We start from the raw sequence: 14630 nt of genomic DNA on the forward strand, positions 1-14630 counted from the left end.
ACCATCAGCACGAAGTTGCTCATCGCCCAGATGATTTAGAAATCTGTATTTAGACTCCTTGTTGTAAACCTCATGTTGCTCATCGCCCAGATGATTTAGAAATTTTGTTGGCAAGGTTTCAGCCGCGAATGCGAGTTGCTCATCGCCCAGATGATTTAGAAAAATCCCCCTCAATAACTTTGATTTGAGTAGGAGTTGCTCATCGCCCAGATGATTTAGAAAACATCCCCGCTTGCACAAAATCTAATAATGGAGTTGCTCATCGCCCAGATGATTTAGAAATTCGCGGCTGATGATTGGACCATCAGCACGAAGTTGCTCATCGCCCAGATGATTTAGAAATTAGTTATTAAAAAAATTTCGATAATCACAAAGTTGCTCATCGCCCAGATGATTTAGAAAAGACGTCCAGACTTGTAAACCATAAATGCTATGTTGCTCATCGCCCAGATGATTTAGAAATTTAAAAGGTCCATTTCATCGCGGTACTCTTCGTTGCTCATCGCCCAGATGATTTAGAAACGTCACGTTTGTCATGTCTGGTCACGTTCAGCGTTGCTCATCGCCCAGATGATTTAGAAATACTTGCTCAAGCAGCGGCTACCAGCCCTTTAGTTGCTCATCACCCAGATGATTTAGAAAAAATGCCATGGAGGGAATATAGATGCCTGACTGTTCGTCATCGCACAGATGATTTAGAAATTTGTAAAACAGTATGCTTTAGACGTTTTACGTTGCTCATCGTGTAGATGATTTAGAAAATCAAGTTTGATAACTGCAATACCTGAGGTTTGTTGCTCATCGTGTAGATGATTTAGAAACATAGCAGCAAGTTCAGCATTTAAACGCGGACGTTGCTCATCGTGTAGATGATTTAGAAAAGTATCACCCACTACAGCAATATTTTTTTTACGTTGCTCATCGTGTAGATGATTTAAAAAAAAACCAATAATAACTGAGTCACGATAAAATTGTTGCTCATCGCTTAGATGATTTAGAAAACGTCTTCTAATGATGGACTTTAATCCAATATATTGGTCATCGCTCAGATGATTTAGAAAATCTCACTGAAGATATGACCATCACTTTCTTCGTCGCTCATCGCCCAGATGATTTAGAAAACCCGCTTTTGCAGTTCCTCCACTTTCGCTTGGTTCGTCATTGCATAGATGATTTAGAAAACGTCTTCTAATGATGGACTCTAATCCAATATATTGGTCATCGCTCAGATGATTTAGAAAATTAAAGCATTTTCATATGAGCCTTCCTCATTGTTCATCATCGTCCAGATGATTTAGAAATTCGGATCAGTCCAGTCATCATCCTCGTCAATTTTGCTCATCGCCCAGATGATTTAGAAAGTATATTGATTCGTGGTCTTTGATGGCTTGCTGTTCATCATCGCTCAGATGATTTAGAAATCCGCACCGCTAATCAAGGCTGGGTCTTTGGGGTTGTTCATCACATAGATGATTTAAAAAATGGCCAGCAGACGGCTCAAGCGCCTTTTCACTTTGTTCATCGCATAGATGATTTAGAAAATCTCGCCACGCTTCACATACAGTACATCGAAGTTCATCATCTCATAGATGATTTAGAAACAAGGTATTTCGACCGCAAAAAGGAACCTGGTGTTCGTCATCGCATAGATGATTTAGAAATCTACTAGCTAGGACATTTAGGCCCTTAATTAGTTGCTCATCGCATAGATGATTTAGAAAAATAACCACTACGATGTGTAGTTAATAATGGGGTTGCTCATCGCCCAGATGATTTAATGAGCAGTTAGGCATATTATTAGATAGTGATGCGCTTTGGTCATCGCATAGATGATTTAGAAATTGTAGCACTTATTGCTCTCACACTTATTTTTGTTCGTCCTCACATAGATGATTTAGAAAGCAGCATCAAACGAGAAATTAGCTAACATATTGTTGTTCATCGCCCAGATGATTTAGAAAATTGTTTGAATAATATGGACAATCCAGCCAATGTTCGTCATCGCCCAGATGATTTAGAAAACATCCCCGCTTGCACAAAATCTAATAATGGAGTTGCTCATCGCCCAGATGATTTAGAAAATCAACCGACTTTCTTTCAAGCCCTGATTGAAGTTGCTCATCGCCCAGATGATTTAGAAAACCGAAATTCAGACCCGCATTAATAACGTCTTGTTGTTCATCGCATAGATGATTTAGAGAAAAGTTGGTTGAACCATATTCTGATGATGTAAGTTCGTCATCGTTCAGATGATTTAGAAAACATTATCTTTGGTTCGCCAAATGAGTACTGCGTTTCTCATCGCACAGATGATTTAGAAATAAAGCCGTTCCGTTTAGCTTTAGTGGTTTTAGTTTCTCATCGCTCAGATGATTTAGAAAATGACTTTACGTGGTTGTTTTTCATCTTTTGGGTTTCTCATCGCTCAGATGATTTAGAAAACAAAACTAAGGCTTCTTGTCTTGATGATGTCGTTTCTCATCGCTCAGATGATTTAGAAACTGAATAGCACCATATTGTTTCTGCGATCTTTGTTTCTCATCGCTCAGATGATTTAGAAAATAAGTGGCAATGATTCAAACTGTTCTAATAGGTTTCTCATCGCTCAGATGATTTAGAAATGGTCAAGAACGTGTATATCACCACCCAACTTGTTGCTCATCGCCCAGATGATTTAGAAATTTCCCTCTAATCATCTGAGAAATGTGGCTAGGTTCTTCATCGCATAGATGATTTAGAAATCAACCTGAACGCGGACATAGTCCTGATGCTTGTTGCTCATCGCATAGATGATTTAGAAATGATAGCCTGCCCGACGAGATTGTAGCGGTTCGTTCGTCATCGCACAGATGATTTAGAAATATCAATGTTACCGCCATAGAGTCAGCGCTTGGTTCGTCATCGCACAGATGATTTAGAAATAGAACTTGTCGATGATGTAGATGAGGCAATAGTTATTCATCGCATAGATGATTTAGAAACGTACTTAATAGTGACGGCAAAGTTAGTACGAGTTATTCATCGCATAGATGATTTAGAAAACCATCCACTCACCGGCTTCTTGAATGTTATGGTTTTTCATCGCACAGATGATTTAGAAATTAGGAGGCAAGCCCATTACGCCATCAGTGTCGTTCGTCATCGCACAGATGATTTAGAAAACTATGGCCGTATTTTTGGTACTGCTACTTTAGTTCGTCATCGCACAGATGATTTAGAAATTATTTCGTATGTTGTATAAAGCTCTATGTGCGTTCGTCATCGCACAGATGATTTAGAAAACAGTACCGTTCTAACTCGTCAGTGCTTGTTGGTTACTCATCGCCCAGATGATTTAGAAATTGATCCGTATCTAATACTTTTTTTCCAAATAGTTACTCATCGCCCAGATGATTTAGAAAGGAGTAGTCCAGTTTTCTTTCTGAGCTCTACGGTTGCTCATCGCATAGATGATTTAGAAAACAACTTTTTAAATTTGAATTTATTTTAGCTCGTTCGTCATCGCATAGATGACTTAGAAAATTTGTTGCACAGTAATGGTGTACTACGGGATGTTTCTAATCTCTCAGATGATTTAGAAAATTGAGCTGAAGGAGTAGTAAAACTTGCACATGTTTCTCATCGCACAGATGATTTAGAAACAAACATGAAAACAGAATACGTGCCTGATAATGTTGCTCATCACTTAGATGATTTAGAAAACATGGGAGCTTCCATTTAGATGCGTTATCAATTTATTCATCGCTCAGATAATTTAGAAAATCCATTCAGTTATAGAAAGACCGCCATATAAGTTCGTCATCGCCCAGATGATTTAGAAAATCACAGGAGGCAAATAAGGCCCCACGTATAGGTTGCTCATCGCATAGATGATTTAGAAAATAATGGTCATTTTGGTGATTGAATTATTAATATTTGTCATCGCGTAGATGATTTAGAAAACATCTGTATGCAGATTTTGCTGCGTCCTTACGTTACTCATCGCATAGATGATTTAGAAATGCATTACCACTACGAACAGCGTCATATAACTGTTGCTCATCGCCTAGATGATTTAGAAATCAACGGCAAACTTCGGTCTGTATTTGTATTTGTTTCTCATCGCCTAGATGATTTAGAAAATCGTTTGAATAATATGGACAATCCAACCAATGTTCGTCATCGCTCAGATGATTTAGAAAATTATTCGCTTTACCGATCACTACATTAGGCCGTTGCTCATCGCGGAGATGATTTAGAAAAATGTGCTTTACGGGGATGAGGTATTCTTCCAGTTGCTCATCGCGTAGATGATTTAGAAACGTCAGATTCCAGTAGGTCTAAAGACAGATTCGTTGCTCATCGCATAGATGATTTAGAAAGCACATAAGCATCAAATTTATCACTTCCTTGTGTTGCTCATCGCATAGATGATTTAGAAATTATGTGGGGTTTGGGGCGAAGCTCCATATCTGTTGCTCATCGTGTAGATGATTTAGAAATCAAGTTTTTTGATACTTGGGAAATGTGTTTCGTTGCTCATCGCATAGATGATTTAGAAAAGCTATCCAAAGCGTTCAATGATCATCTTCGGGTTGCTCATCGTATAGATGATTTAGAAAGGATCGAGGCGCAAGAAGATTTATATTTTTTCGTTGCTCATCGCGTAGATGATTTAGAAATTGCATGTGCAACGGCGCGTACGCTGCTAAAAGTTGCTCATCGCCCAGATGATTTAGAAAACATGGGAGCTTCCATTTAGATGCGTTATCAATTTATTCATCGCTCAGATGATTTAGAAATCGCCCCATTCCATCCAAACGCGATTTAAGTAGTTCGTCATCGCATAGATGATTTAATAATTTAAATTTTAAAAAGAAAAAACCCCGAAACTTTCGTTTCAGGGCTTTTCACGAATCTTGGTGGAGATGGCGGGAGTTGAACCCGCGTCCGCCAGCACTACGCTCGAGAATACTACATGCTTAGATATCGTCTATTATTTTAACACCAAGTGACCCGACGAACAGGGTACAAGGTGCGATCCTCTAAGTTTGGTATAAAGCCCCGAGGCTTGACTCTATACGGACTTGTGTGCGTGCGCTACGGTCGGGTTCCTAAACCACAAGTATTCTAGGAAGCGGACAAACTGCCCTTAGGCAGCTAGAGCGTAAGTTTCGTCGTTTGCGACTATTAAAATGCAAATTTTATTTACGAGAGAAAATGCGCTCTCGGCATGCATCTATGAGTTTCATCACCGGCGTCGAAGCCAATAACATCCCCATGAATGTCTGAACATCATAGCATAACTAAAATAAAATGCTGTGCAATTTATCAACAGTCTGCTACTGATGAACATATTTACATAATGGAGAGCCTTTTGCTTTTTTCAAGGGCTACATAAAAAAGCTGCCAAAAATGACAGCTTTTTTTTAAAGTGTGGTCTATAAGGTTCCATTGCCTAACACAATACCTTCACGGCGTGGGTCTACTCCACCTGCGTATTTAGTTTGATTATTAATATTTACTTTCATAATCGTTGAAATACCGCTGGTTTGCGCAGTGTTCGATATACCATGCCCTTTTGCTTTTAAACCTTCAATCAGGTCAACTAAAGAAAGCTGTACATTCGAGCTATCCACATTGGTGTTTTTACTATTGGTCGCGCCAAAGTTTACAAGCGAGGTAGCCTGCTGTGCATTTAAGTTCCAGTCCAATGCACCTACCAAAGTTTTAACTACATATTGAATGATCGTACCGCCACCTGGTGAACCTGTTGCCATATAAAACTCATCTGGCGTGGTGCCTTTAAACACTAAGGTTGGCGCCATGGTACTACGTGGGCGTTTGCCCCCTTCTACACGGTTAGCAACCAGTGCCCCAGTGCTGTCATAAGGGTTCGCGCTAAAATCAGTTAACTGGTTCGATAGCAAGAAACCATCCACCATGTGGAATGAACCCATGCTCGATTCAACAGTCGATGTCATTGAAACCACATTGCCATAGGCATCTACAATCGTGAACTGCGTTGTGCCATGTTCAACAGTGGTGTCGACGCCTGCAGCCGTATTGAAATTACCTGCTGGTGCAACGCCCATACTTTGGTTAGGGTTAATCAGTGCTGCACGTTGTTTTAAGTAATTTTTATCAATAAGACTTGGAATGCCCTGTGCTGGTAAAGCTACAAAGTCAGTGTCTGCGACATATTTGTCACGGTCAGCATAGGCCAAACGCTCTGCTTCAGACACTAAATGCACGCCCATCACATCTGGCACACCGCCTTCATTTTCAGGGTTTTTAGGTGGATAGAGCGACATATCAAAGTTTTCTAAAATACCCAGCGTTTGAGCAACTGCTATCCCTCCCGAAGATGGAGGTGGCATGGTACATACATAGAAACTGTCACGGTAAGTGGTACAAATTGGAGTACGCTTTTTCACTTCATAGTTTGATAAATCCTGTAAGGTCATCAAACTTGGCGTAATTGGAGTTCTTGCTGGGTCATCCCCAACCGTTTGGCCTGCTTTTGCCACAATCGCTTGGGCAATCGGCCCAGTGTGCAATGCATTTGCCCCTTGTACAGCAAGTGCTTCAAGCGTTTTTGCATATTCTTTATTGGTCATGATTTCACCCACTTTGCGTGGTGAACCATCTATATAGAAATAGGTTTTCATTGCATTTGCATCGAGCGCCAAGCTATTTGCATTACTTGCAATCGCATCTGCCAAACGTCCCGGAATGCGGAAACCGTTGTCAGCTAAACCAATGGCTTCATCAAACAACTGGTTCCACTTGAGTTTACCATGCTCTTTTTGTGCTTGTTCAAGCAAACGCATTACACCCGGCACACCAATCGAGCGACCACTACGTCGCGCACTTGGTACAGGTGCTGGTGAATTTGGGTCATCCATATTCTGGCGAATTAAATAATATGGATTAGCTGCGGCTGGTGCGGTTTCACGACCATCATAAGCCGTGACCTGTTTAGTCTTGGCATCGTAATACATCATAAAACCGCTACCAGCAATGGTACTCGACTGTGGCTCGACCAAACCAAGCACTGCTTGTACCGCAACCGCCGCATCGACTGCACTACCGCCTGCTCTTAAAACATCACAACCAGCTTTTACCGCAAGTGGCGTGTTTGCCACCACCATATATTTATCTGAATATTTAACCGTGTTACCAAGTCTATAACCTGATGCACCTTCAGGCGCGGCTGGGTCACCATTTTGGTTTGAGCCCACCACCACGCTTGAACCGTCTTGTGCCAGTTTGCTACAACTGGTCGGGTCATTATCTACAATTAAATTGGGCGGAGTTGTATTTGAGTCATCCTTGGGTTGATCTGAAGAATCATCTCCACATCCTTGTAATAAACCGACTGCTAATAAACTACTGAACAAAAATGAATATTTTATATTCACGTGATAACTCCAATATATACGCTTGCCTATCCATGCAATTGCCATGCAAGCTTCTCTAGTTTTCAGGTATTAAGTTTTTTTAATCTTTGATAAAAATAAGATTTTATAATAGTAAATGTTTGAGGGCGTTTTATCCTGTGCCCTGTATTATGCCTCCTTGCTTGATATCACACGCTTTTATAACTGATCTGCCCGATTCTGGCATGCTTTATTCAACTAAATACAGGCAAAATCTACCATTTACGATCCTAACCTATTTTTTAATAGCGCTAAAAAAAGCACCTTCGAAAAGATGCTTTTTTGTCTTTAGTGGGATGGCATACCGCCTGTATTTCCTTTGGGTTTTGGACATAGCCAAATCACCAGCCCCGCAAAGACAAATACCATCGCAAACAGCAAAAACACATGGTTCGCCGACATGGTAATGGCTTCTTTATCGACGAGGTTTGAAATAATTCCGAGCGTCGAGTCAGCCGAAAAACCATTTTGCATCAGGTTATTTTGAACTTCGGTTGTGTTTAAGTTTGACACCATTTCGCTACGTGCAACTTTGGCATGATCGTCCCACACGGTCACTGCAATTGAAGCACCAATCGCCCCTGCCATGGTTCTTAAAAAGTTCATGAGACCCGCAGCAGAGGCAATTTCTTGCTGGAGTACCGAACCAAGTGCAATGTTGGACAGTGGAATAAAGAAGAACGGCACAGCAAAACCTTGTAGGATTTGCGGCCAAGCCAGTGCCATAAAGTCAGCATCTGTGGTCCAGAATGCCCGCATTAAGGTCACACCACCGAGCAAGATCAAACCGAAACTCGCCAGCGCCCGTGGGTCATGTTTGGTCGAAAGCTTTGCCACAATCGGTGACATGGTCAAACTACCAAAGCCCATGGTTGCGGTTAAATATCCGGCCCATGTTGCGGTATAGGAAAGGTTCATTTGCAGCCACTGCGGAATCAGTACAATGCTGCCAAAGAATGCTCCAAAACCAAGCGATAAGGCCAGTACCGATATAGCAAAGCCCCTATGCCGGAATACTTTCACATCCACCACGGGGTGTTTGTCGGTGAGTTCCCATATGAGGAACACCACAAAACCAATGGCGGCAGTTAAACCTAAAACGATAATGCTCGTGCTATTAAACCAGTCGCGTTCGTGCCCTAAGTCGAGCATGAGCTGTAGCGCACCAATCCAGAGAATTAACAGACCTAAACCGACAGTGTCGATTCTTAAAGAAATTGTTTCTGTTTCAGCTACTCTTAATAAGCGCATTGCTGCTAAAACACAAATAATCCCAACAGGTAGGTTAATAAAGAAAATCCAGTGCCAAGACAGGTTATCACTAATCAGACCACCCAAAATTGGCCCTAAAATTGGCCCAACGACGGTCGTCATTGCCCATAGGCCCATCGCCTGTGCATGCTTTTCTTGAGGGAAAATACGCATCAGCAAGGTTTGGCTGAGCGGCATGAGGGGGCCACCGCATAGACCTTGTCCAATACGGAAAAACACCAGCATGCCTAATGAGTTTGCTAGACCGCACAAAAAAGAAAAAATGGTAAAACCAATCAGGCCAAAAATAAAAACCCGAACGGTTCCAAAGCGGCCTGCCAGCCAACCTGTTAAAGGTACACAAATCGCTTCTGCAACAGCATATGACGTAACAACCCATGTGCCTTGTGTACTTGAAACAGCAAGGTTACCGGTAATATGCGGTACAGATACGTTGGCAATGGTCGTATCGAGCACGACCATAAAGTTCGACAAGGCAATAACAAACGCTGCCAGTAATAAACGGCCACCGCTTAGTTCGGCAAAAGGTGTTTGCGTTTTCATAAGCGTTTACTTCGCAGATAAGTCGACTTTTGCTTCCATCGACAAGCCAACACGCAGTGGGTGTTCAGCAAGTTCTTTCGGGTCAAGTGCAATACGAACTGGTAAGCGTTGAACCACTTTAATCCAGTTACCTGTTGCGTTTTGAGCCGGAATTAAGGCAAAGGCAGAGCCTGTACCACCAGAGAAGCCCATCACTTTGCCGTGATATTCAACGTCATCACCATATAAATCTGAAGTTAGCGTGACAGCCTGACCCGGACGGACTTTTTTCAACTGACTTTCTTTAAAGTTCGCATCTACATATAAATCGTTAAGCGGCACAATCATCATCATGCTCGTGCCCGGCGCAACACGTTGACCGACTTGAATATTACGGCGCGTAACCACACCATCGACTGGTGCACGAATCACGGTACGCTCTAAATCAAGCTGAGCTTGTTCAACATGCGCTTGTGCAACTTGTACATCCGGAGTCGAAGTTTCGCTTACACCTTGAATTAACGCTTCGTTTGCAGCTAAGGTACTTTCAGCAGCTTTACGACTTGAAGACGCTTGTGCTAAACCAGCTTTGGCAAGCTCTAAGCCTGCTTTGGCTGTTTCAACAGCACTTTGTGCTTTAGTGAGTTCTTCTTTAGACACTGCACCAGAGGCAGCAAGTTGCGCACGGCGGTTAAGCTCTAAAGCAGCTTTGTCATAGTCGGCCTGTGCTTGAGCAACTTGTGCTTTGGCACTGTTAATTTCATCAGCACGAACCACAACTTGAGAGTTTAAAGAGCTACTGTTTGCCGCAGTTTGTTTGTATTGGCGTTTTGCTTTGGCAAGCTCTGCCTCAGCTTGAGCCAATGCAATTTTGGCATCACGGTCATCAATACGAACCAGCACGTCACCACGATGTACCGTTTGAGTATCTTTTACAGCAACCTGAGCGACCTGTCCGCTCACCATTGAGGTAATTTGCGCGGTTTCTGCACCGACATAAGCATTATCCGTACTCACCGAGTGATTTAAAAATAATGCCCAGATTGCATATAAAATAGCGGCAATCAATAAAATCAGCGCAAAAAAACCAAGAAATTTCTTGCGCTTGTTTTGGTTGTTGTCATCCGAGGCAGATGTTGTTGGCACTGTTTCTTGTACATTGCTTTGTGCATCAGTCATGGTATGTTCCTAAAGATGAGTTGGCTTTGCCATCAATCTCGCACTACACCTTGTTATAGAGTTTTTATTTTTCTATGAACAAGACATACCGCATTGTCAAAGGAGCTAATTTTAACGCTAAAACCTCATGATATGAGAATAAAAAAATATAACTAATGCGTTCGTTCTAATTAAATTAATGTTTATCTCAAGGTTTTTGTGAAAATTTCTGCTTTTTAACCTCTAAAAAAAGCGCCGTGGCTCAATTTAAAAGCATGATAAACACCCATAATTTTGTACAAATCCAGCATTATGGGGCTACAATACAGCAGTCGGTTGACAGTAATGGAATATCCGCCAACCTATCCTAGTGTAATACCGAACATCGAGATTGTTATGACTTATACGTTCAATCGTCCTGCATTTCCAGCTACTCGCATGCGCCGTATCCGTAAAAATGACCAGTTGCGTGCGATGGTCAGCGAAACACAGCTCACTACCAATCACTTGATTTATCCAGTATTTGTATTACCGGGACAAAATCAAACCCAAGATATTCCAAGTATGCCTAACATTCAGCGTTTGTCGGCAGATTTGTTACTGAAAAAAGCTGAAAGACTTCTGGAATTAGGCGTATCAAAACTGGCTCTTTTTCCAGTTACCCCGCAAGAAGACAAAAGCCTCACCGCAGAAGCAGCATGGTATGAAGATGGTTTAGTACAAACCACCTGCCGTTTGCTTAAAAAAGAATTACCAGAAATGGTGTTAATTACTGATGGTGCTCTCGACCCATACACCACGCATGGTCAAGACGGCATTATTGATGAAACTGGCTATGTGCTTAATGACGAGACTGTAGAATGCTTGATTAAACAAGCTTTAAGTCATGCAGAAGCAGGTGCTGATGTAGTTGCACCAAGTGACATGATGGATGGCCGCATTGGCGCAATTCGTCAGGCTTTAGAAGCCAATGGTCACATCTACACCAACATCATGGCCTACTCTGCAAAATATGCATCTAGCTTCTATGGTCCGTTCCGTGATGCTGTTGGCTCTGCATCCAACCTAAAAGGTGGTAATAAATATAACTACCAGATGGACTTTGCCAACCGTGCCGAGGCGTTACATGAAATCGCACTTGATATTCAAGAAGGCGCCGACATGGTGATTGTAAAACCGGGCATGCCATATCTGGATGTGGTACGTGAAGTGAAAGATACCTTTGGTATTCCAACATTCATTTACCAAGTGAGTGGCGAATACGCCATGTTAGCGGGCGCAATTCAAAATGGCTGGTTATCAGACTCAGTGATTTTAGAATCACTCATGTGCTGCCGCCGCGCAGGTGCAGACGGGATCTGGACTTACTTTGCAGAAACCGCTGCCGAAAAACTCAAGGAAATGAACTAAGTTCGCAGAGAAAGGATAACACTGCATGCATATTGCAATCATTGGCGCGGGCATAAGTGGATTAATGTCTGCGCTGGAGTTGGTTGAACAAGGCTGCACAGTCAGCATTTTTGATCAACAACAAGCGGGACAAGCAGCCTCTTGGGCTGGCGGAGGTATTCTCTCTCCGATGTATCCGTGGCGCTATGTGCATGCAGTGAACCAACTTGCTCAATTTGGTAAAGCCTCTTATCAAGCATGGAACCAAAAGCTCTACCCTGTTACAGGGATTGATTTTGAAATTCATGACACAGGTATGCTGATTTTTGATGAAGAAGATTTTGACGTTGGGCTTTCCTACGCCGAGCAGCATCAAGAACCGATGCAGCGCTGTGAATATTTACAGCGAGATGCGCTAGAGCAAGTCAACCCGCATATTTCTGATCAGTTTCAAGAAGCGATTTATTTCCCTGAACTGTCTAATATTCGCAACCCGCGCGTATTACAATCCCTCATTAGCTATTTAAAACAACATCCAAATGTTGATTTTTTTGAGCACTCGGCTGTTAAAAAACTGATTCAACAAGGTGATGTGATACAAGCTCTACAAACCGAGGATGGTCGCAAACATACAGCAGATCATTTTGTAATAACTTCGGGTGCTTGGAGCCATTACTGGAACTCACAATTACAACTCGAAATTCCAGTCGAACCTGTTCAAGGTCAAATGCTGCTATTTAAAACCCCTGCTCACTGGCTACCAACCATGTGCATGAATCGAGTGATGTATCTTATTCCTCGTATGGACGGTCATATTGTTTGTGGGTCAAGCATGGCACATCGTGGTTTCGACACCTCTACCGATGAAACCACCCAGCACAATATTTTAGAAGCATGTTTGGAAATGGTGCCTGAACTGGCCGATTTCCCGATCGTACAACGCTGGGCAGGCCTCAGACCAAGTTCACCAAATGGTGTTCCCTATATTGGCAAAATGCCTGAAATGGATAACCTATGGGCAAACTTTGGTCATTTTAGAAATGGCTTATGTATGGGCGCAGGCTCTGCGCAATTGCTCCGTCAGCTTATGCTGGGTCAACCGACCTTAGTTGATGCCAAAGCATATTCACCAGAGCGTTTGCAAAATAAAATCTTAGCCTGACGCCAATATATTCTCTAAAGCCATTTTTAATTGTGGATAAGCAAACTCAAATCCTTCTGCTTGCAGGGCTGCGGGCTTAACAAATTGACCATTTAAGATCAATTGCGACTGCTCCCCTAACAAACAGCGAAAAACTGTGCTTGGTGCCGACAATAGTGGTTTCTTATTGAGCACCGCGCCAGCTTGTTCAACAAAAGCTTTTTGAGTCACGTTTTCAGGCGCTACGACATTATGAATTTGAGCAGATTGAGGATGCTGAAATATAAACTCGATAGCGTTTAATACATCTTCAATATGTACCCATACTACTGGCTGACGCCCATGACCAATTTGACCCACTAAATTGAGTCGAATCGGAAGCAACATTTTAGGCAAAATGCCACCGCCCTGCCCAAACACTACGCCTAAGCGAATAATTTTAGTATTTTGCTGAGGATCTGCCAAAGCTGCGTGTTCCCACTCTTGGCAAAGCTCGGACATAAAAATAGGCTGTGGCGTGCTTTGTTCAGTGCACACTTCTGTCCACTTTTCCTGGTCATCAATCCCGTAATAACCAATGGCTGAACCAGACACAATCACTTCCGGAAAAATTTCAGACTGCTTGAGCCATGCATACAGTTTTCGGGTCGTGTTTACTCGGCTTTCAATGAGTTGTTTTTTACGTGACTCGGTCCAACGTTTTTCGCCAATATTTGCACCGGCCAAATTCACCACATAGTCAATTTGACGTGTCGAAATATCTTCAAACTGTTGTACCCATTGCAAGGCAGGATGGTCAGATTCCTTTCCAGCCTGCCGTGTCACAGCAATCACGTTATAATTTTTTTGTAGTAGGAACCTAATTAAATGCGTGCCAATAAAACCGCTGGCACCCGTAATTAATACATTCTTATTCATATTTCCTCCTAGGCTGAGGATTCAAGTTTTATTTAATTGTATAAGACTCATTTATATTTAAACGTATGAGTTTTCATAGTGATCTATTGCACGTTAAACATTTTGTCAGCCATGCGCTGTGCCTGTTTGCCATAAAACCAGTAAGTAATTAAATAAAGCGGAATAGCTAACATTAAAAGCATGATCACCATAATACTTAAGAACTGAGGCTGTTTGAGGTAAAGCATAAAGTTTTGCAAAATCTCAGGGTCTTTTCTGGCAAATAAAAATAGGCCAAATAAAACACCACACAAGTTATAGCCCCAAAAAATCAGACTAAAACCTAAAGTAAATTTCTTTTTTTCTTGTACAGTCGGAGCACGGCGTTCTTTCTTTAAAAATTTAAATAAGACAAAAATCATTGCGCCTAAATATGGAACGGCTGTTAAAATACCGCCTACACTCGCTGGTAATACTGCTGCAACCACACCTACAATTAAGGTAAGCACAATGCATAAAGCAAAAAACCAGAGATAGTAAGAACGTAATTTGGTCATATTTTTGCCTAATTTATGGGTTCAAAAAATAATTATAAATTTTTTTCGATTTTTTTTCATTTTTCTGTCAACCAATCCTGATCTCTTGACGTTATATAGGGTAATAAGGTCGCAGCAACCGAATACTTCCTTTGCACGGCATCCGCAAAATTGTTTCGGTGACCTTTCATTACGACTCTTTCCTTCCTTCGGATTAGGTTTTGTTAGCAGCCGAAACCCTTGATGAAGCTTTTGACCGACGATTCTCTCATCACTCGAATCGTCGGTTTTTAT

The 14630-nt window shown here is 41.9% G+C and carries 9 protein-coding genes and 1 other RNA gene; 3 read left to right on the forward strand and 7 right to left on the reverse strand.

What is annotated here, in order from left to right:
* Positions 1-695: 695 nt before the first annotated feature.
* Positions 696-893, reverse strand: coding sequence for a hypothetical protein (locus SOI81_RS17485; RefSeq protein WP_414017388.1), 198 nt, complete (start codon positions 891-893; stop codon positions 696-698).
* Positions 894-2344: 1451 nt separating this feature from the next.
* Between SOI81_RS17485 and SOI81_RS17490 the strand changes: the two genes are divergently transcribed.
* The gene (locus tag SOI81_RS17490; protein WP_414017389.1) at positions 2345-2509 is read left to right on the forward strand and encodes a hypothetical protein; all 165 of its coding nucleotides are present in this window, start codon (positions 2345-2347) and stop codon (positions 2507-2509) included.
* Positions 2510-4899: 2390 nt separating this feature from the next.
* Here SOI81_RS17490 and ssrA read toward each other — a convergent pair.
* The 4 genes from ssrA to SOI81_RS13155 form a co-directional block, all read right to left on the reverse strand.
* Positions 4900-5259: a transfer-messenger RNA gene (ssrA, locus tag SOI81_RS13140) on the reverse strand.
* A gap of 161 nt (positions 5260-5420) precedes the next feature.
* Positions 5421-7403 carry a gamma-glutamyltransferase family protein gene (gene ggt, locus SOI81_RS13145; protein ID WP_320540894.1) on the reverse strand — a complete coding sequence of 661 codons (1983 nt, stop codon included), beginning with the start codon at positions 7401-7403 and terminating at the stop codon, positions 5421-5423.
* 306 nt (positions 7404-7709) lie between these two features.
* Positions 7710-9236: a DHA2 family efflux MFS transporter permease subunit gene (locus tag SOI81_RS13150; RefSeq protein ID WP_016141978.1), complete on the reverse strand. Its 1527-nt coding sequence runs from the start codon at positions 9234-9236 to the stop codon at positions 7710-7712.
* Positions 9237-9242: 6 nt separating this feature from the next.
* Positions 9243-10394 (reverse strand): EmrA/EmrK family multidrug efflux transporter periplasmic adaptor subunit, encoded by a 1152-nt coding sequence (locus SOI81_RS13155; protein WP_016141979.1) that lies wholly within the window; start codon positions 10392-10394, stop codon positions 9243-9245.
* A gap of 375 nt (positions 10395-10769) precedes the next feature.
* Between SOI81_RS13155 and hemB the strand changes: the two genes are divergently transcribed.
* A complete protein-coding gene (gene hemB, locus SOI81_RS13160) occupies positions 10770-11783 on the forward strand; it encodes a porphobilinogen synthase (protein WP_239976173.1) in 1014 nt (337 codons plus the stop codon).
* 25 nt (positions 11784-11808) lie between these two features.
* Positions 11809-12924, forward strand: a complete 1116-nt coding sequence (locus tag SOI81_RS13165) for an NAD(P)/FAD-dependent oxidoreductase (RefSeq protein ID WP_174765930.1) — start codon at positions 11809-11811, stop codon at positions 12922-12924.
* Here SOI81_RS13165 and yfcH read toward each other — a convergent pair.
* Together yfcH and SOI81_RS13175 are read right to left on the reverse strand one after the other, a co-directional pair.
* Entirely contained in the window at positions 12916-13821 is a 906-nt protein-coding gene (gene yfcH / locus SOI81_RS13170; protein WP_239976159.1) for a TIGR01777 family oxidoreductase, read from the reverse strand. The genes SOI81_RS13165 and yfcH overlap by 9 nt on opposite strands.
* Before the next feature lie 83 nt (positions 13822-13904).
* Complete coding sequence (locus SOI81_RS13175; RefSeq protein WP_174765932.1) at positions 13905-14357, reverse strand: ABZJ_00895 family protein; 453 nt, start codon at positions 14355-14357, stop codon at positions 13905-13907.
* Positions 14358-14630: the final 273 nt, after the last annotated feature.

Origin of the sequence: Acinetobacter pittii, assembly GCF_034067285.1 — a bacterium.
GTDB classification, from domain to species: Bacteria; Pseudomonadota; Gammaproteobacteria; order Pseudomonadales; family Moraxellaceae; genus Acinetobacter; species Acinetobacter pittii_E.